Origin of the sequence: Ruegeria sp. TM1040 (genome assembly GCF_000014065.1) — a bacterium.
Taxonomy (GTDB): Bacteria; Pseudomonadota; Alphaproteobacteria; order Rhodobacterales; family Rhodobacteraceae; genus Epibacterium.
In genome coordinates, this window is record NC_008044.1 from 1,137,606 (window position 1) to 1,155,129 (window position 17,524).

Annotated in this window: 21 protein-coding genes; 18 read left to right on the forward strand and 3 right to left on the reverse strand. The window is 64.8% G+C overall.

What is annotated here, in order from left to right; genetic code table 11:
- Window positions 1-77: 77 nt before the first annotated feature.
- The 16 genes from TM1040_RS09620 to TM1040_RS09695 all read left to right on the forward strand — a co-directional run bounded on the left by TM1040_RS09620 (window position 78) and on the right by TM1040_RS09695 (window position 12,694).
- Entirely contained in the window at window positions 78-1,283 is a 1,206-nt protein-coding gene (locus TM1040_RS09620; protein ID WP_011538398.1) for a phage portal protein, read from the forward strand.
- The gene (locus TM1040_RS09625) at window positions 1,276-1,500 is read left to right on the forward strand and encodes a GTA head formation protein, RCAP_rcc01685 family (RefSeq protein WP_011538399.1); all 225 of its coding nucleotides are present in this window, start codon (window positions 1,276-1,278) and stop codon (window positions 1,498-1,500) included. Before TM1040_RS09620 ends, TM1040_RS09625 begins: the two co-directional genes overlap by 8 nt.
- Before the next feature lie 34 nt (window positions 1,501-1,534).
- Window positions 1,535-2,107, forward strand: coding sequence for an HK97 family phage prohead protease (locus TM1040_RS09630; RefSeq protein ID WP_011538400.1), 573 nt, complete (start codon window positions 1,535-1,537; stop codon window positions 2,105-2,107).
- Between the two features lie 20 nt (window positions 2,108-2,127).
- Complete coding sequence (locus TM1040_RS09635; RefSeq protein WP_011538401.1) at window positions 2,128-3,324, forward strand: phage major capsid protein; 1,197 nt, start codon at window positions 2,128-2,130, stop codon at window positions 3,322-3,324.
- A gap of 178 nt (window positions 3,325-3,502) precedes the next feature.
- Entirely contained in the window at window positions 3,503-4,105 is a 603-nt protein-coding gene (locus TM1040_RS09640) for a head-tail connector protein (RefSeq protein ID WP_011538402.1), read from the forward strand.
- A complete protein-coding gene (locus tag TM1040_RS09645; protein WP_011538403.1) occupies window positions 4,102-4,440 on the forward strand; it encodes a head-tail adaptor protein in 339 nt (112 codons plus the stop codon). The genes TM1040_RS09640 and TM1040_RS09645 overlap by 4 nt, the downstream gene beginning before the upstream one ends.
- Window positions 4,437-4,844 (forward strand): DUF3168 domain-containing protein, encoded by a 408-nt coding sequence (locus TM1040_RS09650; RefSeq protein ID WP_011538404.1) that lies wholly within the window; start codon window positions 4,437-4,439, stop codon window positions 4,842-4,844. The genes TM1040_RS09645 and TM1040_RS09650 overlap by 4 nt, the downstream gene beginning before the upstream one ends.
- Window positions 4,845-4,879: 35 nt before the next feature.
- Window positions 4,880-5,293 carry a phage major tail protein, TP901-1 family gene (locus tag TM1040_RS09655; protein ID WP_011538405.1) on the forward strand — a complete coding sequence of 138 codons (414 nt, stop codon included), beginning with the start codon at window positions 4,880-4,882 and terminating at the stop codon, window positions 5,291-5,293.
- A gap of 3 nt (window positions 5,294-5,296) precedes the next feature.
- Window positions 5,297-5,620 carry a gene transfer agent family protein gene (locus tag TM1040_RS09660; RefSeq protein ID WP_011538406.1) on the forward strand — a complete coding sequence of 108 codons (324 nt, stop codon included), beginning with the start codon at window positions 5,297-5,299 and terminating at the stop codon, window positions 5,618-5,620.
- Window positions 5,617-5,832 carry a rcc01693 family protein gene (locus tag TM1040_RS09665; RefSeq protein ID WP_011538407.1) on the forward strand — a complete coding sequence of 72 codons (216 nt, stop codon included), beginning with the start codon at window positions 5,617-5,619 and terminating at the stop codon, window positions 5,830-5,832. Before TM1040_RS09660 ends, TM1040_RS09665 begins: the two co-directional genes overlap by 4 nt.
- A gap of 3 nt (window positions 5,833-5,835) precedes the next feature.
- Window positions 5,836-6,495 (forward strand): phage tail tape measure protein, encoded by a 660-nt coding sequence (locus TM1040_RS09670; RefSeq protein ID WP_011538408.1) that lies wholly within the window; start codon window positions 5,836-5,838, stop codon window positions 6,493-6,495.
- Between the two features lie 13 nt (window positions 6,496-6,508).
- Complete coding sequence (locus TM1040_RS09675) at window positions 6,509-7,141, forward strand: DUF2460 domain-containing protein (RefSeq protein ID WP_011538409.1); 633 nt, start codon at window positions 6,509-6,511, stop codon at window positions 7,139-7,141.
- Entirely contained in the window at window positions 7,141-8,019 is an 879-nt protein-coding gene (locus TM1040_RS09680; RefSeq protein ID WP_011538410.1) for a DUF2163 domain-containing protein, read from the forward strand. The genes TM1040_RS09675 and TM1040_RS09680 overlap by 1 nt, the downstream gene beginning before the upstream one ends.
- Entirely contained in the window at window positions 8,016-8,453 is a 438-nt protein-coding gene (locus TM1040_RS09685; protein WP_011538411.1) for an NlpC/P60 family protein, read from the forward strand. Before TM1040_RS09680 ends, TM1040_RS09685 begins: the two co-directional genes overlap by 4 nt.
- Window positions 8,454-8,465: 12 nt before the next feature.
- Window positions 8,466-12,386 (forward strand): baseplate multidomain protein megatron, encoded by a 3,921-nt coding sequence (locus tag TM1040_RS09690; protein ID WP_011538412.1) that lies wholly within the window; start codon window positions 8,466-8,468, stop codon window positions 12,384-12,386.
- Window positions 12,383-12,694 (forward strand): hypothetical protein, encoded by a 312-nt coding sequence (locus TM1040_RS09695; protein WP_011538413.1) that lies wholly within the window; start codon window positions 12,383-12,385, stop codon window positions 12,692-12,694. The genes TM1040_RS09690 and TM1040_RS09695 overlap by 4 nt, the downstream gene beginning before the upstream one ends.
- A gap of 112 nt (window positions 12,695-12,806) precedes the next feature.
- On the opposite strand, the gene TM1040_RS09700 is transcribed toward TM1040_RS09695, so the two are convergent.
- Window positions 12,807-13,013 (reverse strand): cold-shock protein, encoded by a 207-nt coding sequence (locus tag TM1040_RS09700; protein WP_011538414.1) that lies wholly within the window; start codon window positions 13,011-13,013, stop codon window positions 12,807-12,809.
- Between the two features lie 358 nt (window positions 13,014-13,371).
- Between TM1040_RS09700 and cysE the strand changes: the two genes are divergently transcribed.
- Together cysE and TM1040_RS09710 are read left to right on the forward strand one after the other, a co-directional pair.
- Window positions 13,372-14,178 carry a serine O-acetyltransferase gene (gene cysE / locus TM1040_RS09705; RefSeq protein ID WP_011538415.1) on the forward strand — a complete coding sequence of 269 codons (807 nt, stop codon included), beginning with the start codon at window positions 13,372-13,374 and terminating at the stop codon, window positions 14,176-14,178.
- A 169-nt stretch (window positions 14,179-14,347) separates the two neighbouring features.
- Window positions 14,348-14,647, forward strand: coding sequence for a DUF1330 domain-containing protein (locus TM1040_RS09710; RefSeq protein ID WP_011538416.1), 300 nt, complete (start codon window positions 14,348-14,350; stop codon window positions 14,645-14,647).
- A 146-nt stretch (window positions 14,648-14,793) separates the two neighbouring features.
- Here TM1040_RS09710 and TM1040_RS09715 read toward each other — a convergent pair whose 3' ends face one another.
- Window positions 14,794-16,134 carry a pyruvate dehydrogenase complex dihydrolipoamide acetyltransferase gene (locus TM1040_RS09715; RefSeq protein ID WP_011538417.1) on the reverse strand — a complete coding sequence of 447 codons (1,341 nt, stop codon included), beginning with the start codon at window positions 16,132-16,134 and terminating at the stop codon, window positions 14,794-14,796.
- Window positions 16,135-16,145: 11 nt separating this feature from the next.
- Window positions 16,146-17,522 (reverse strand): pyruvate dehydrogenase complex E1 component subunit beta, encoded by a 1,377-nt coding sequence (locus TM1040_RS09720; protein ID WP_011538418.1) that lies wholly within the window; start codon window positions 17,520-17,522, stop codon window positions 16,146-16,148.
- Between the last annotated feature and the right edge of the window lie 2 nt (window positions 17,523-17,524).

Genomic DNA, 17,524 nt, shown 5'->3' on the forward strand with positions numbered 1-17,524 from the left:
AAACCCCTGTGGCAGATTGTTTCCCAACACGACGGGCATGGCCCCGACGCAAAACCGGACCAACAAAGGAGAGCACCATGGTCTTTGACCTGCTGCGACGCAAGACGGGGCGAGTGGATCAGACGGCGGCTGCGGCCCCGTCGCTCAAGGCCAGCGCGGCTGCGCGGGTGCTGCCCATGGGCAATGGCACACGCGCTGCCTGGGGGCCGCGCGATACGGTCTCTTTGACCCGGGCCGGGTTTATGGGCAACCCGGTTGGACATCGCGCGGTGAAGCTCATCGCCGAGGCCGCAGCCGCGCTGCCCCTGGTGCTGCAAAGCACGGAGGCCCGCTACGAGAGCCATCCGCTGCTGGCGCTGCTCTCCCGACCCAACGCCACCCAGGCGCGGGCCGAGATGCTGGAGGCGCTCTATGCCAACCTTTTGTTGTCAGGCAACGCCTATCTGGAAGCGGTCGCGGCAGAGGAGGGCTGGCCCGTCGAGCTGCATGTGCTGCGCCCGGATCGCATGCGGGTGGTGCCGGGGGAAGATGGCTGGCCGGTGGGCTATGACTATGCGGTGGGCGGCAAGACGCATCGCTTTGCCATTGACCCCGCGCGCCCGGCGATCTGCCACCTCAAGAGCTTTCACCCGCTGGATGATCACTACGGGCTCGCGCCGCTCCAGGCGGCTGCCACCGCGGTCGAGGTCCATGGCGCCGCCGCGCGCTGGTCAAAATCCCTGCTGGACAATGCGGCGCAACCCTCCGGCGCGCTGGTCTGGACCGGCTCGGATGGGCTGGGGCAGATGGGCGACGACCAGTTCCGCCGCCTCACCGAAGAGATCGAGGCCAATTTCCAGGGTGCGCGCAATGCCGGGCGGCCCATGGTGCTGGAGGGCGGGCTCGACTGGAAACAGATGGGCTTCAGCCCCTCAGATATGGAGTTTCACCGCACCAAGGACAGCGCTGCGCGCGAGATCGCGCAGGCCTTTGGGGTGCCGCCGATGCTCTTGGGCATTCCGGGCGATGCCACCTATGCCAACTATCAGGAGGCCAACCGGGCGTTTTATCGCCTGACGGTGCTGCCCTTGGCGATGCGGGTGGCGGCGAAACTCTCCGATTGGCTGATGCGCTTTGGCACCGAGGCGGTCGAGCTCAAACCCGATCTTGACCAAGTGCAGGCCCTCAGCAGCGAGCGCGAGGCCCAGTGGCGGCGCATCACTGCGGCTGATTTCCTGAGCGAGGCCGAGAAACGCCAGATGCTTGGGCTGCCCCCACGCACCGCGGAGGTGGCGGATGACTGACTATCCGTTGCCGCCCTTTGACTGCGCCCCAAGCCAGCGCCTGAGCGCCCATGAACGGGTGAGCGAGATCCGCCAGGAGGCGCTGAACCGGCGTCTGGACCGGATGGAGCAGATGATGGAGCGGCTGGAAAAACGGCTCTGGATCACCGTCTACGGCGTTGCTGCCGTGATCCTTGCGCAGGCCTTTCAGGGCTTTCTCTCCGTGCAGATGCCCTGAGTGATTATTTTAGTTTCCAGAGAGGTAGAGCGATATGCTGACAGAGCATGCCCCCGAGCTTGAGACCAAATTCGCCCGTTTTGGTGAGGCGCTGACCCTGACTGAGGGCGAGGTGATCGAAGGCTACGCAAGCCTCTTTGGCGTGGCCGATCAAGGCAAGGATATCGTCACGCGTGGCGCTTATGCGGCCTCGCTGGCGGCGCATCAGGCGCGCGGCAGCAAGGTCAAGATGCTCTGGCAGCATGACCCGAGCCACCCCATCGGTGTCTGGGACGAAATCCTTGAGGACGAGACCGGCCTGCGCGTCAAAGGCCGTATCCTGACAGAAACCCAGAAAGGCGCCGAGGCCGCCGCCCTGGTGCGCGCGGGCGCCATCGAGGGGCTGTCGATCGGCTATCGCACCCTCAAGGCCACCCGCGACAAGGAAGGCCATCGCCGGCTTGAGGACCTCGCCCTCTGGGAGGTGTCTCTGGTGACGTTTCCGATGCTGCCCTCCGCGCGGGTGTCCCGCACGGCCCGCCGCGCGGCAGAGGCCGCGAAATCCGACGCCCCCGAGGCGGGGCTGCGCGCGCTTGCCGAAGCGCTGCGGGCCGCCACCAATCCCTAACCCCCGAAAGAGGATCAGAGATGACAGACCATCCCTTCACGGGCCACGCGCCCGAGGATGCGGCGACCCCGCCGCAGAATGTGGCCACGGAAGTGAAACAGGCTGTTTCGCAATTCGTGCAGCATTTCAAGGGGTTCCAAGACGACGTGACCCAAAAACTCAAACAGACGGAAGAGCGTATGACCATGTTGGATCGTAAAACCCAAACCGCGGCGCGGCCGCATCTCGCAGCGGCCGAGGTCGATGGCGCACCGCATCAAAAGGCGATGCAAGCCTATCTGCGCCAGGGCGACGAGGAGGGCTTTCGCGGCCTCGACCTGGAGGGCAAGGCCATGTCCACGGCGGTGAATTCCGATGGCGGTTTCCTGGTCGATCCGCAGACGGCGGATGTGGTGAGATCGGTGCTGCACTCCACTGCGTCGATCCGTGCGGTGGCCTCGGTGGTCAATGTGGAGGCGACCTCCTTTGACGTGCTGATCGACCATTCCGACGTGGGCGCGGGCTGGGCCACCGAGACCGGCTCGGTTACAGAGACCGGCACGCCGTCCATTGACCGTATCGTGATCCCGCTGCACGAGCTCTCGGCCTTGCCCAAGGCTTCGCAACGGCTGCTGGATGACAGTGCCTTTGACATCGAGGGCTGGCTTGCGGGCCGGATCGCCGACAAATTCGCCCGTGCCGAAGCGCAGAGTTTTATCTCGGGGGATGGCGTGGACAAACCCACCGGCATCCTGACCCACCCCACGGTGGACAATGGCAGCTGGAGCTGGGGGAACATCGGCTATGTGGCCACCGGCAGCGATGGCGGCATAGGCTCGGCAGATGCGATCGTGGATCTGGTCTATGCGCTGGATGCGCGCTACCGCGCTGGGGCGAGCTTTGTGATGAACTCCAAAACGGCGGGTCTTATCCGCAAACTCAAGGACGCCGATGGTCGTTTCCTGTGGTCCGACGGTCTTCAGGCGGGCGAACCTGCGCGGCTGATGGGCTATCCGGTGCTGGTGGCCGAGGATATGCCGGATGTGGCCTCGGATAGTCTCTCGATTGCCTTTGGGGATTTTGCCGCGGGCTACACGATCGCCGAGCGTCCCGATCTGCGCGTTCTGCGCGATCCCTTCTCTGCAAAACCGCATGTGCTGTTTTATGCCTCCAAGCGCGTGGGCGGCGACGTGAGCGATTTTGCCGCGATCAAGCTGATGAAATTCGGGCTGAGCTGAGGCTTCCAGCCCGAATGACGGGGCCGGCAGCCCGGCTCCGTCGGTGGGTGCGCGCCCATATGGGTTTGTCGTCCAGCTGCTCCCCTCCGTCCGAGCGGCAGACCCGGCGCGCACCCGCCCCCTAAGGGAGGCACAGCAGACCCTGTGCGCGGAGCGAGATTTCCAGCGGAGATTGCCGATGATTTTGCACGAACTGACCCCGCTGCCGGACAGCGCCCTACCGCTCGCGGCCTTCAAGGCGCATCTGCGTCTGGGCACGGGATTTGGCGAGGAAACGCTGCAGGACGCGGTGCTTCTGGCCTTCTTGCGCGCCAGCCTTGCGGCCATTGAGGCGCGGATCAACAAGGCGCTGATGCAGCGCGACTATGTGTGGCGCCTCAATGCCTGGCCCCGCGTGGTGGAGCTGCCGGTGGCGCCGGTTTCGAGCGTCACGCAGGTGGCACTGGTGGACCAAACCGGCGCGGAGACCGAAGTGCCCGCGGCGGCCTATGCGCTGGCACCCGACGCCCATGCGCCGCGCCTCACTCCGGTGGCGGGCCTCTGGCCGATGCTGCCCACGCAGGGCGGCGCGGTGATCCGTTTCACCGCCGGGATGGCGGCGACATGGGATGCGATCCCGGCGGATCTGGCGCAGGCGGTGATGCTGCTGGCGGCGCATTACTACGAGTATCGCGATGACACCTCCTTGCATGCAGGCTGCATGCCCTTTGGGGTGGCGAGCCTCTTGGACCGCCACCGGATGCCGCGCCTGAGCCTGGCCCGGAGCGAGGTGCAATCATGAGCGCGCCACGTCTGAACCGCCTGTTGCACCTCGAAGATCCACAAGCGACCGGTGACGGCGCCGGAGGGTTTGAGGTGACTTGGGTTGTGCTGGGCCAGCACTGGGCCGAGGTTGATGCGCTCACGGGGCGCGAAACGGGGCGCGGCGGCACCTCACTGTCGCTCCAGCGCTATCGGATCATCCTGCGCGCCGCCCCTCAGGGCTCATCTGCGCGGCCCCGGCCGGACCAGCGGTTTCGCGAGGGCAGTCGCATCTACAAGATCGATGCGGTGGCCGAGCATGACCCGCAGGGGCGGTACCTCCAGTGTTTTGCAACCGAGGAGCTGGCCACATGACCTATGCGCTGTCTCACAGCCTGCAAACCGCGGTATATCAACACCTTATGGCCGACGCGGCGCTGGCCGCCGAGGTGGGCACTGCGATCTATGACATGCTGCCCTCCGGCAGTTTGCCCGGGCTTTATGTGACCCTCGGCGCGGAGAGCGTGCGGGACCGATCCGATGTCACAGGCGGCGGCGCGCTGCATCGCTTTACCGTGACCGTGGTGGCCAATGCAGCCGGGTTCAGCGCCGCCAAACGCGCGGCGGCGGCGGTATCGGATGCGCTGGTGGATGCGCCGCTGACCCTGGCGCGCGGGCGTCTGGTGGGGCTGTGGTTTGACCGCGCCACAGCCAAACGCCTGAGCAACGGGGATCGCTCCATCGCGCTGCGGTTTTCCGCGCGTCTCGAAGACTCCTGACATGATTTCAACGCATTAGCATAAGGACCTCTCTCATGAGTGCTCAAAACGGCAAGGATCTCCTGATCAAGGTGGATATGACCGGCACCGGAAGTTTCACCACCATCGCAGGCCTGCGCGCCACCCGTATCAGTTTCAACGCCGAGAGCGTTGATGTGACCAGTCTCGACAGCGCGGGCGGTTGGCGTGAGCTGTTGGGCGGTGCGGGTGTGCGCTCGGCAAACCTTTCGGGCTCTGGCGTGTTTCGCGATGCGGATACTGATGAGCGCGCGCGGCAGCTGTTCTTTGATGGCGAGACACCGGCGTTTCAGGTGGTGATCCCGGATTTTGGTACAGTTGAAGGGCCATTTCAGGTCACGGCACTGGAATACGCCGGGAGCCACAATGGCGAGGCCACCTATGAGCTGTCGCTGGCCTCTGCCGGTGCGCTGACCTTTACGGCGGCCTGAGCCATGGCAAACCCCTACCGAGGCGAAGTGACGCTGGTGCTCAACGGCCAGCCGCAGGTGCTGAAGCTGACACTGGGTGCGCTGGCAGAACTGGAGGCGGAGCTGGGCGAGGGTGACCTTATTTCCCTGGTGCAACGCTTTGAAAGCGAGAGATTTTCCTCGCGCGATATGCTGGCGCTCTTGGCGGCAGGGCTGCGCGGGGGCGGGTCTGAGATCAGCCGCGCAGATCTGGCGCAGGCCGAGATCGAGGGCGGCGTGATGCAGGCCACCAGGGTTGCCGCGCAATTGCTGGCGCTGAGTTTTGCGCTGCCGACGGAGGACGCATGAGCCGTGCGGCGATGCTGGACTGGCCCGCCCTGATGCGGGCCGGAATGCTGGGGTTGCGGCTGACCCCGCGCGAGTTCTGGCAACTGACCCCGGCAGAGCTGCGGCTGATGCTGAACCTTGATGCCAGCACACCGCCCATGGACCGCGACCGCCTGAGCCATCTGATGACGCAGTTCCCGGATCATATCAACGACGTGAATCAACCGGAGTAACCCATGGCAAACACAACAGATTCCGACTTTGAATCCCAGACGGGGCCGCTGGAGGACAGCCTTGGCGATGCGGCCGGAATGGCGGCGCAGTTCACCGCCGAGATGGACCGGGTGCGCGCGGCCTTTGCCGCCACGCAGGCGGATGCGGCGGATTTTGAAACCGGCCTCAGCCGGGGGCTGCGGCGCGCGATGAAGGATCTGGTGGTGGATGGCGACAGCCTGAGCGATGCGCTCACCGGCCTCGCCAAGACGATGATCGACACCACCTTCAACTCCGCCATGCGCCCGGTGACGGATCATCTCGGCGGGCTGGTGAGCGACGGGATCGGCGCGCTTGTGGGCGGCATCCTGCCCTTTGCCGATGGCGCGGCCTTCAGTCAGGGCAAGGTGACACCCTTTGCGCGCGGTGGCGTGGTGTCCTCGCCGACGCATTTCCCGATGCGCGGCGGGCTTGGCCTGATGGGCGAAGCGGGGCCGGAGGCGATCCTGCCATTGGCGCGCGGCCATGACGGCAGCCTTGGTGTCAAGACGCAAGGCGGCGGCACATCTCCGACCGTGGTGATGCATGTCACAACCCCCGACGTGGCCGGGTTCCAGCGCTCCCGTGGGCAGATCGCAGCCCAGATGAGCCGCATGCTCGCACGCGGAAACCGCAATCGCTAAGGAGGCTAAGCCTATGAGTTTTCACGAAGTTCGTTTTCCCGAAACGCTCTCTTTTGGCTCTGTTGGCGGGCCGGAGCGGCGCACGGATGTGGTGACGCTGGCCAATGGCCACGAGGAACGCAACACCCCCTGGGCGCACGCGCGGCGGCGTTATGATGCGGGCCTGGGCCTGCGCAGCCTTGAGGATATTGCCGCGCTCATCGCGTTTTTCGAGGCCCGTCAGGGCCAGCTCCATGGGTTTCGCTGGAAGGATTGGACCGACTATGCGTCATCGCTGCCGGGGCAGGAGGTGACGTTTGAGGATCAGCTGATCGCGACCGGCGATGGCGACAGGCGTGTGTTCCAGCTTGCCAAACGCTACCGCTCCGGCCCGCATGAGTATCTGCGCCCGATCAGCAAACCCGTGGCGGGCACCGTGCGCCTTGGGATCGACAATGAGGCGCTGGTCGAGGGCGTGGATTATGGCCTCGACCTCACGACAGGGTTGGTGACGCTGGCCTATGTGCCTGAAATTGGTCGTGAAATCCGTGCTGGCTTTGAGTTTGACGTGCCAGTGCGCTTTGACACGGATCGCATCCAGACCTCGGTGGCGTCGTTTCAGGCGGGCGAGGCCCCGAATGTGCCAGTGGTGGAGGTGCGGGTGTGATGGATCGCGAAGGCTTGAACACGCATCTCAAATCCGGGGCCACCACGGTGTGCCGCGCCTGGGAAGTCCGTCGCACGGATGGCGTGACGCTGGGGTTCACCGATCATGACCGGGACCTGAGCTTTGACGGGATGACCTTTCGCGCCGGAACCGGCCTCAGCGCGCGCAGCCTGATGCAGAGCACCGGGCTTGCGGTCGACAACAGCGAAGCGCTCGGCGCGCTCAGCTCCGATGCGGTGCGCGAGGCGGATATTGAATCCGGGCGCTATGACGGCGCGGAGGTGCGCGCGTGGTTGGTGAACTGGGCGGACACAACTGAGCGCGCCCTGCAGTTTCGCGGCTCCCTCGGCGAGATCCGCCGCGCAGGCGGCGCCTTTGAGGCCGAATTGCGTGGCCTCACCGAAGCGTTGAACCAGCCGCTTGGGCGGGTGTTCCAAAAGCCGTGCAGCGCGGTTCTGGGCGACGCGGCGTGCAAATTCGACCTGAGTACGGCGGGCTATGCTGTTGAAATTGATGTTGAAACATTACGCGATGGGCAGTTGTTCGCGTGGGCGAGCCTCGATGGATTTGCGCCGGGGTGGTTCACTGGCGGGCGGCTTACGGTTCTGGGTGGGGCGGGCGCAGGTCTCTGGGCCCCAATCCGGTCGGACAGTCTGAACGCGCGCCGCGAAATCACCCTCTGGCAGCCGATCCGCGCCGATATTCAGCCGGGCGACTTGGTGCGTCTGAGCGCAGGCTGCGACAAACGGCAGAGCACCTGTCGGCTGAAGTTCGACAATCTGGTGAATTATCAGGGCTTTCCCGACATTCCCGGCGAGGACTGGATGGTGGCAGTCCCCAAGCGCACCGGCCAGAACACCGGTGGCAGCCGCAGATGAGCCGCGACATCAACACAGAGGCGGTGGCCCTCGCGCGGCTCTGGCTGGGCACGCCCTATCGCCATCAGGGGGCCACGCGGGGGGCGGGCTGCGATTGTCTCGGGCTGATCCGGGGCCTCTGGCGCAGCCTTTATGGCAGCGAACCCGAACCCGTGCCGCCCTATACCCGCGACTGGGCCGAACGCGGCAGCGAGGAACGCCTGTGGCGGGCAGCACTGCGGCACATGCAGCCCGCCCAAGACCCCATGCCCGGGCAGGTCATCCTGTTTCGCATGCGCGCAGGGGCGGTGGCCAAACATCTTGGCCTCCAGAGCGAGAGCGCGCGCTTTATCCACGCCTACAGCGGCCATGGCGTTGTCGAAAGCGCGCTGACGCCCGCGTGGCAACGCCGCATCGTGGCGCGCTTTGCCTTTCCCGACCCCAACGATCTCTGAGGAGGACATTTCATGGCGACACTGGTTCTGGCAGCGGCAGGCTCCGCCGTGGGTGGGGCAATCGGCGGCTCTGTGGCGGGGCTCTCGACGGCGATCATCGGCCGCGCGGTGGGCGCGAGCCTCGGCCGCGTCATTGACGAGCGCCTCCTGGGCAGTGGCAGTGCGGCGGTGGAAACCGGCAAGGTCGACCGATTTCGCATCACCTCCGGCAGCGATGGCGAGCCGATGGCGCAGGTCTTTGGCCGGATGCGTCTGGGCGGGCAGGTGATCTGGGCGACAGAGTTTGTCGAGACCGCCACCACCACCTCCTCTGGTGGCAAGGGCACCACGCCCTCGCACAGCACCACCAGCTATTCCTATAGCCTGTCGATGGCGGTGGCGATCTGCGCGGGCGAAATCACACGCGTGGCGCGGGTCTGGGCCGATGGCGAAGAGGTCGCACCGCGCGACCTCAACATGACCGTGTATCGCGGCACGCCGGATCAGCAGCCCGACCCCCTGATGGAGGCGGTAGAGGGCGCGGGTCAGGTGCCGGCCTATCGCGGCACCGCCTATGTGGTCTTTGAAAACCTCGATCTGGAGCGGTTTGGCAACCGGGTACCGCAGTTCTCATTCGAGGTGCTGCGCGCCGAGCAACCCTCGGGCGCGGCTTATGAACAGGATCTGGCGCAGATCGTGCCCGGCGTGGCGCTCATTCCCGGCACGGGCGAGTACAGCCTGGCCAGCCAGCCGGTCTATATGCAGCAGGGGCCGGGCGCGCAGACCGCGGCCAATATCAACCAGATCTCGGGCGAGACCGACCTTGTGGCCTCGGTCGAGGCACTCACTGAGGAGCTGCCGCTGGCCGAGGCGGTATCCATGGTGGTGTGCTGGTTTGGCGATGATCTGCGCTGTGGTGACTGCACCCTTGCGCCCAAGGTGGAGCAAAAACTGGCGGATGGGTCGATGCCGTGGCAGGTGGCGGGGCTCACCCGGGTCAGCGCGGACGAGGTCATCAACAACGCAGGCACCGCCGTTTATGGCGGCACGCCGGCGGATCAGGCGGTGGTGCAGGCCATCCAGCATCTGAACGCCCAAGGCAAGCGGGTGATGTTTTACCCGTTTATCCTGATGGAGCAGCAGGCGGGCAATACCCTCCCTGATCCCTATAGCAACGCCGAGAGCCAGCCGGTGTTGCCCTGGCGGGGGCGGATCACGCTCTCGACCGCACCGGGACGTTCCGGCAGCCCGGATGGCACTGCGCTTGCGGATGCCGAGGTCGCGAGCTTTCTCGGCAGCGCACAGGCCAACGATTTTACCATCTCGGGCGGGCAGGTGAGCTATCACGGCCCCAATGAGTGGAGCTTTCGCCGATTTATTCTGCATTACGCTGCCCTTTGTGCGGCGGCGGGCGGCGTGGAGGCGTTCTGCATCGGCTCGGAATTGCGCGGGTTGACGCAGATCCGGGGCGCGGGCGGCTTTCCCTTTGTGCAGGGGCTCAAGGATCTGGTGTCTGAGGTACGCGCGCTTTTGGGACCGGAGGTCAAACTGGGCTATGCGGCGGATTGGTCGGAGTATTTCGGCTATCAGACGCCGGAGGGCGACCATCTGTTTCACCTCGATCCGCTGTGGTCCGACCCGCAGATCGATTTTATCGGCATCGACAATTACATGCCGCTCAGCGACTGGCGCGAGGGTGAGGATCACCTCGACGCGCAGGAGTGGCCCGCGATCTATGATCTCGGCTACCTCAAGGCCAATATCGAGGGCGGCGAGGGCTATGACTGGTATTACCATTCCCCCGAGGCCGAGGCGGCGCAGATCCGCACGCCGATCACGGATGGTGCCTATGATGAGCCGTGGATCTATCGCAACAAGGACATGCGCAGCTGGTGGTCGCTGCCGCATCACGACCGGATTGGGGGCGTGCGGTCCGAGACCGCGACCGATTGGGTGCCGCAATCCAAACCGATCTGGTTCACGGAACTGGGCTGTGCGGCCATCGACAAGGGCACCAATGAGCCGAACAAATTTCTCGACCCGAAAAGCTCTGAATCGCAATTGCCGCGTTCGTCCAATGGCTTGCGCGATGATCTGATCCAGCAGCAATATCTGCGAGCGCAGTTCACTTACTGGCAGGAGGCGGCGCATAATCCAACCTCGAGCACCTATGGCGGTGCGATGGTGGACCTGAGCCATGCGTATGTCTGGGCATGGGATGCGCGTCCCTTTCCCGCCTTTCCCAACCGGGTGGAGGTCTGGGACGACGGCGAGAATTACGCGCGCGGGCATTGGCTCAACGGGCGCGCGGGGCAGCGCACGCTGGCCTCTGTGGTGGAGGAGATCTGCCGGGAGGCGGGCGTGACGGAAATCGACGCAAGCCAGCTCTGGGGCATTGTGCGGGGCTATGCGGTCTATGATGTGGCGCAGGCGCGCAGTGCCTTGCAGCCCCTGATGCTGCGCCACGGCTTTGACGCCATAGAGCGCGACGGCAAGCTGATCTTCCGCCTGCGTGACGGGCTGCATGCGCTAAATCTTGAGCCGGAGGCGCTGGCAGTGCTGCCAGAGATGGACGGCGATCAGGAGCAAAGCCGTATGCCTGAGGCAGAGCTGATGGGCCGGGTGCGCCTGCGCTTTGTCGAATGGGGGGGCAGCCATGACACGGTCGCCGAAGAAGCGGTGCTGCCGGACGAGGCCACCCATGCGGTCAGCCAGAATGACCTGCCCATGGCGCTGACACGTGCTGAGGGGCGGCAGGTGGTGCAACGCTGGCTGGCGGAGGCGCGGATTTCGCGCGACACCGCACGTTTTGCGCTGCCGCCCTCCATGGCGCTGGAGGTTGCGGCGGGGGACGTGGTGCGACTTCCGGGGCAGGACGGCGAAGGGGCGGCGCGCTACCGGGTGGACCGGGTGGAGCAGGCCGAGGCGCAGATCCTCGAGGCCGTGCGCATTGAACCCGTGGTCTACCAGCCGCTCGCCACGGCGGAGGATCTGCCGCGTGACACCGCCTTTGCCGCACCAACGCCGGTGCTGCCGCTGTTTCTCGATCTGCCGTTGATGCGCGGGGATGAGGTGGCCCATGCGCCCCACGTCTGCGCCACGGCCCGCGATTGGCCGGGGGCGGTGGCACTCTACGGGGCGGATCTGGGCGGGGATTTCCAGCTCGAAGACCTCTTGCCCGCCCGTGCGACCGTCGGGATCACGCAGACCGATCTTTTGGCCGGGCCGGTGGGACGCTGGGATCGTGGCGCGGATCTTGAGGTGGAGCTGATTGCCGGCACGCTCGAAAGCCGCGACGGGCTGTCGGTGCTGGGCGGGGCCAACCGGCTGGCGATTGGCGATGGCAGCCCGGATACGTGGGAAGTCATCCAATTTGCAGAGGCCGAGTTGATCGCGCCCGGGCGCTACCTGATCCGGGGCCGTCTGCGTGGCCAGTACGGCAGCGACGCGGTGATGCCAGAGGTCTGGCCTGCGGGTTCTTATGTGGTGCTGCTGGACGCTGCCGTCGAACAGCTGGATCTCGCGCTCTCGGACCGCCGGATCGCACGGGACTATCGATTTGGACCCTCGCGGCGCGCCTATGATGATCCCGCTTATGTGGGGCTCTCTGCGGCCTTTGACGGGATCGGCCTGCGCCCCTATGCGCCGGTGCATCTGAGGACGGCGCAGACCCTTGGCGCCGACATGGGGTTTGACTGGATCCGGCGCACCCGGATCGAGGGCGACAGCTGGGACCTCGAGGAGGTGCCGCTTGGCGAGGAGACAGAGGCTTATCGCGTGCGGGTGCGCTCTGGTGCAACGATTTTGCGCGACGTGCGTGTCACCGTGCCCGCATGGACCTATTCTGCGGCAGAGCAGGCCAGTGACGGCGTGCAGGCCGGGGATGTGGTGGAGGTGGCGCAGATCTCGGCCCGGTTTGGCGCCGGGGCGGTGGCGCAGTGGGCGCTGGCATGAGGCCGGTGCCTTGTGCGACGGACATTCTGCGCCCGGTGCTCTGGGAGGACATCCGAAGCCTTGCGCGCGCGCTTCTGGCGCATCCGGCGCAGCGCCGGGGCGCGCTCTGCCAGGAGATCCTGAAGGGGGCGGCGCGGGCACGGGTTTACGCCGCCGCGACCGGGCGCTGCCATCCGCGCTGGGGCGATGGATCGGTGGATCGGGCGGCGCGCCGGTTTCCGCTGGCGCCGGAGCCGTTTCCCGGCGCGCCGGACTATGCGGGATGCCTGCAAATGGCGCTTGCGGCCGCTCAGCACCGCAAACCCTAAGCGATAACCTGGAAACGATCGGACCACAAAAAACGCCCCGGCGCGATGCGACCGGGGCGTTTCAAATCTCGATCCGTCAAAAGAGGCGGGCAGCGCCCCCTTTGTCCGATGCTTAGGCCAGAGCCAGATCGGTTGCGGATTCGCGGCCGTCACGACCGGACTGGATCTCGAAGGTCACTGCCTGGCCGTCGGCCAGACCGGTCAGACCGGAGCGTTCCACTGCGGAGATGTGCACGAACACGTCGTTGGAGCGGCCTTCAACCGCGATGAAGCCGTAACCTTTGGTGGAGTTAAACCACTTCACGGTACCATTAGCCATTTTCAAAGTTCCTTTTGGTCTTTGTCGCCCGCAACGTGCGGCGACCCGGCAGCTTAACGTCGAAAGCGGTCGGGTAGACAGAACTTCGAAAGTATAAGGTTGCTCCTCTCTTTTGACCTTAAATCAGAGTCGTGACAAGTAGGTTTCTGGGGCTTTCACGTTGGGTTTGCGAGAACTTGCCTCAAGAAAACAAGGGTTTTTACCACGTTGTTACATTTCAAGCGATGATGGGAGACATCACGGGATTGCGCTTGGCAATTGAGGACATAGATAGCTAGGCTAGGAACCCGGAGTGTCGCGAGATACTGACATTTCGCCCGGATCGCGCGGGAGCGCTGCAAAAGCAAGGACCAAGCCTATGTTGGATACACATAAGGCCGTGAGGCAAATCGACCCTGTCTGGGGCCGGATCACCGAAGAAGCGGAAAGAGCCGTCGCAGAACAACCCTTGATGGGTGGGCTGATTCATGCCTGCATTCTCCACCACAAGACGCTCGACAAGGCGCTGAGTTACCGGATTGCGGCCAAGCTCTGTTCCAACGAGATGTCGATGGTGATCCTGCGCGAGATCGTTGATGGCGCTTATGAGGCCGAGCCCGCGCTGGTTGAGGCCGCGCGCGCCGACCTGATGGCCGTCTTTGAGCGCGACCCTGCCTGCCACCGGCTCTTGCAGCCGATCCTCTACTTCAAAGGCTATCAGGCCATTCAGGCCTACCGCGTGGGCCATTGGCTCTGGCAGCAGGGCGATTGGGACCTGGCCTATTTCTTCCAGATGCGGATCTCCGAGATCTTTGGCGTCGATATCCATCCGGCGGCGAAGATCGGCAAGGGGATCATGATCGACCACGCCCATTCCATCGTGATCGGGGAAACCGCCGTGGTGGGGGACAATGTGTCGATGCTGCATTCGGTGACGCTGGGCGGGACCGGCAAGGAAGAAGAGGACCGTCACCCCAAGATCGAGGATGGCGTGCTGATCGGTGCGGGCGCCAAGGTGCTGGGCAATATCCGCATCGGTCACTGCTCGCGCATTGCGGCGGGGTCCGTGGTGCTGCAGGAGGTGCCGCCCTGCAAGACCGTGGCCGGGGTGCCCGCAAAGATCGTGGGCGAGGCGGGCTGCGATCAGCCCTCCGTCAGCATGAACCAGGTGCTTGCGGGGAAATAGCGCTGCGGCGCGGGCCGCGGCGTCTGGCGCGCTCGCTTCCACGTCGATGCGAACAGAGGGGTCGGACCAGTCCGGCCCCTTTGCGTTTTTGGCCCGCGCGGGATTTGGCAAATGCGCAAGCAGGCTCTAGGCTCCTGAGGGATCAACAGCGAGACGGGGAGGCAGCCGCATGACGGCCTATATCATCGGCCAGTTGCAGATTCAGTCGCGGGACTGGATGGAGGAATACTATGCCAAGGTGCCGCAGGTGCTCGAAGCGCATGGCGGGCGTTTTTTGGTCCGAGGGGGAGACCCGGCGCGCATGGAGGGCATGGATCCGACGCCGGATGCGGCTGTGGTTCTGGAGTTCCCCGACCGCGCCCATGCAGAGGCGTTCTGGAATTCGGATGCGTTTCAAGCGCTTGCGCAGCTGCGCCGGACTGGCTCCTCGCTGAACGCGATCCTGGTGGATAAGCTCCCCGACGCCTGATGCATGCCGGAGAAGGCCGTGCGCTGGCGCGGGATGCGCAGTTGGCACAGCGCTCAAGACGGGGCCCGGCAGATCGAAGAAGCAGATAGAAAAAGGGCCGGACGTCTGTGTCCGGCCCTTCTGCGTTCGGTGTGAGTCGCAGCCGATCAGGCCAGCATCACCATCGGGTTTTCCAGATTGTCGACGATGGCCTTCAAGAGGTCCGCGCCCAATGCGCCGTCGATCACGCGGTGATCCACGGACATGGTGACGCTCATGACGGTGGCAACGGTCAGCTCGCCATCGGCGCCCACCACGGGTTTCTTGACGCCGGAGCCGACGGCCAGAATACCCGCATGCGGCGGGTTCACGATGGCGTCGAAATTGTCGATGCCGAACATGCCGAGGTTGGAGATCGCGAAGGAGCCGCCCTGGTATTCATGCGGCGCAAGCTTGCGGTCGCGCGCACGGGTGGCGAGGTCTTTCATTTCGCTCGACAGGGCCGACAGCGACTTCATGTCGGCGTCTTGCAGGACCGGCGTGAAGAGACCGCCGTCGATGGCGACCGCAACGGCCACATCGGAGGCTTTCATCTTGAGCACACGATCCCCGGCCCACACGGCGTTGGCGTCCGGCACCGATTGCAGCGCCAGCGCCACGGCCTTGATGATGAAGTCGTTGACCGAGAGCTTCACACCGCGGCCTTCAAGCTGCTTGTTGAGCTGCGCGCGGAATTTCAACAGCGCGTCGAGCTGGATGTCGCGGCGCAGGTAGAAATGCGGGATGGTCTGCTTGGCTTCGGTGAGACGCGCGGCAATGGTCTTGCGCATCCCGTCGAGTTTGACTTCCTCGAAGCTGCGGCCCTCGTACATCTTGGCCACCTGATCGGCGGAGGGGCCGGCGGGGGCTGCGACTGGCGCGGGGGAGGCACTTGCCGCAGGGGCGGCGGCAGCCTGCGCGTCGGTCTGTGCGTCGGCCTTGGGCGCGGCGGTGGCGTTTTCCACGTCCACCTTGATGATGCGACCACGGGGGCCGGAGCCTTTGATGGCGCTCAGGTCGAGTCCCTTGTCGGCAGCGATGCGACGCGCCAGTGGCGAGGCAAAGATGCGCGAGCCATCTGCCGCAGCGGGCGCTGCCGGGGCAGGGGTTGCCGCAGCCGGGGCGGCGGCTTTCTCGGCGGCGGCAGGCGCCTCCTCGGCAGCCGCGTCAGCGGCGGGGGCCGCTTCCGGTGTTGCCGCCGATGTGTCGATATCATCGGCGCTTTCGCCGTCTTCCAGCAGCACCGCGATGGGGGTGTTGACCTTCACACCCTCGGAGCCTTCGGCGATCAGGATCTTGCCAACGACACCTTCGTCCACGGCCTCGAATTCCATCGTGGCCTTGTCGGTTTCGATTTCGGCAATCAGATCGCCAGAGGAGACGGTGTCGCCTTCTTTGACGAGCCATTTCGCCAGCGTGCCTTCCTCCATGGTGGGAGAGAGGGCGGGCATGAGAATTTCAGTGGGCATCCTTGCTCTCCTTAGCGGTAGGTCACTTGCTTCACGGCTTCGATCACCTCGTCGGTGGTGATCAGCGCGTGTTTTTCGAGGTTGGCAGCATAGGGCATCGGCACGTCCTTGCCGGTGCAGACCGCGACGGGCGCATCGAGATAGTCGAACGCCTGTTGCATCACCTCGGAGGCGATGTAGGAGCCAACGGAGCCCTGCGGCCAGCCTTCCTCAACAGTGACCAGACGGTTGGTCTTCATCACCGATTTGATGACGGTGGGCAGGTCCATCGGGCGCAGGGTGCGCAGGTCGATGACCTCGGCGTTGATGCCGTCCTCGGCCAGCTTGTCCGCCGCGTCAAGCGCGTAGGTCATGCCGATGCCGAAGGACACGATGGTCACATCATCGCCCTTGCGCCAGATCTTCGCCTTGCCGAAGGGCACGGTGTAGTCATCAAGCTTGGGCACCTCAAAGGATTTGCCGTAGAGGATCTCATTCTCGAGGAAAATCACCGGGTTGGGGTCGCGGATCGCCGATTTCAGCAGGCCTTTGGCGTCGGCAGCGGAGTAGGGCATCGCCACTTTGAGGCCGGGGATCTGCATGTACCAGGCCGCATAGTCCTGAGAGTGCTGGGCAGCCACGCGGGCGGCGGCGCCATTGGGGCCACGGAACACCATCGGTGCGCCCATCTGACCACCGGACATATAGAGCGTCTTGGCGGCAGAGTTGATGATGTGGTCAATCGCTTGCATGGCGAAGTTGAAGGTCATGAACTCCACGACCGGGCGCAGGCCCCCGAAGGCCGCGCCGGTGGCGATCCCGGCAAAGCCATGTTCGGTGATCGGGGTGTCGATCACGCGTTTGGAGCCGAATTCGTCCAGAAGACCTTGGGTGATCTTGTAAGCGCCCTCATATTCGGCGACTTCTTCACCCATCACAAAGACATCTTCGCTGCTGCGCATCTCTTCGGCCATGGCGTCGCGCAGGGCTTCACGGACGGTCTGGCTGACCATCTCGGTGCCTTCGGGATAATCGGGGCTTTCATCCACCTCGGGTGCGGCCGGGGTGGCGGCAGCCGCGGCGACCGGCGCGGGCGCTGCGGCCTCTGCGGCGGGGGCTTCGGCTGCAGGCGCGGCTGCGGAGGAGACCGCATCCTCGACGCTTTCCCCTTCTTCAACAAGGATCGCGATGGGCGTGTTCACTTTTACGCCCTCAGAGCCCTCGTCGATGAGGATCTTGCCGACGATACCTTCGTCGACGGCCTCGAATTCCATCGTGGCCTTGTCTGTTTCGATCTCGGCTAGAATATCGCCGGAATTCACGGTATCGCCTTCCTTGACCAGCCATTTGGCCAGTGTGCCTTCCTCCATGGTCGGCGACAGGGCGGGCATCAGAATTTCAGTTGCCATAG

Coding starts and splice junctions, on each gene's coding strand:
- TM1040_RS09635 (WP_011538401.1), top strand. CDS start 2,128: ATGACAGACCATCCCTTCACGGGCCACGCGCCCGAGGATGCGGCGACC.
- TM1040_RS09685 (WP_011538411.1), top strand. CDS start 8,016: ATGAGCCGCGACATCAACACAGAGGCGGTGGCCCTCGCGCGGCTCTGG.
- TM1040_RS09650 (WP_011538404.1), top strand. CDS start 4,437: ATGACCTATGCGCTGTCTCACAGCCTGCAAACCGCGGTATATCAACAC.
- TM1040_RS09690 (WP_011538412.1), top strand. CDS start 8,466: ATGGCGACACTGGTTCTGGCAGCGGCAGGCTCCGCCGTGGGTGGGGCA.
- TM1040_RS09700 (WP_011538414.1), bottom strand. CDS start 13,013: ATGGCTAATGGTACCGTGAAGTGGTTTAACTCCACCAAAGGTTACGGC.
- TM1040_RS09680 (WP_011538410.1), top strand. CDS start 7,141: ATGGATCGCGAAGGCTTGAACACGCATCTCAAATCCGGGGCCACCACG.
- TM1040_RS09720 (WP_011538418.1), bottom strand. CDS start 17,522: ATGGCAACTGAAATTCTGATGCCCGCCCTGTCGCCGACCATGGAGGAA.
- TM1040_RS09640 (WP_011538402.1), top strand. CDS start 3,503: ATGATTTTGCACGAACTGACCCCGCTGCCGGACAGCGCCCTACCGCTC.
- TM1040_RS09620 (WP_011538398.1), top strand. CDS start 78: ATGGTCTTTGACCTGCTGCGACGCAAGACGGGGCGAGTGGATCAGACG.
- TM1040_RS09625 (WP_011538399.1), top strand. CDS start 1,276: ATGACTGACTATCCGTTGCCGCCCTTTGACTGCGCCCCAAGCCAGCGC.
- TM1040_RS09715 (WP_011538417.1), bottom strand. CDS start 16,134: ATGCCCACTGAAATTCTCATGCCCGCCCTCTCTCCCACCATGGAGGAA.
- TM1040_RS09675 (WP_011538409.1), top strand. CDS start 6,509: ATGAGTTTTCACGAAGTTCGTTTTCCCGAAACGCTCTCTTTTGGCTCT.
- TM1040_RS09665 (WP_011538407.1), top strand. CDS start 5,617: ATGAGCCGTGCGGCGATGCTGGACTGGCCCGCCCTGATGCGGGCCGGA.
- TM1040_RS09645 (WP_011538403.1), top strand. CDS start 4,102: ATGAGCGCGCCACGTCTGAACCGCCTGTTGCACCTCGAAGATCCACAA.
- cysE (WP_011538415.1), top strand. CDS start 13,372: ATGTTGGATACACATAAGGCCGTGAGGCAAATCGACCCTGTCTGGGGC.
- TM1040_RS09655 (WP_011538405.1), top strand. CDS start 4,880: ATGAGTGCTCAAAACGGCAAGGATCTCCTGATCAAGGTGGATATGACC.
- TM1040_RS09670 (WP_011538408.1), top strand. CDS start 5,836: ATGGCAAACACAACAGATTCCGACTTTGAATCCCAGACGGGGCCGCTG.
- TM1040_RS09630 (WP_011538400.1), top strand. CDS start 1,535: ATGCTGACAGAGCATGCCCCCGAGCTTGAGACCAAATTCGCCCGTTTT.
- TM1040_RS09710 (WP_011538416.1), top strand. CDS start 14,348: ATGACGGCCTATATCATCGGCCAGTTGCAGATTCAGTCGCGGGACTGG.
- TM1040_RS09660 (WP_011538406.1), top strand. CDS start 5,297: ATGGCAAACCCCTACCGAGGCGAAGTGACGCTGGTGCTCAACGGCCAG.
- TM1040_RS09695 (WP_011538413.1), top strand. CDS start 12,383: ATGAGGCCGGTGCCTTGTGCGACGGACATTCTGCGCCCGGTGCTCTGG.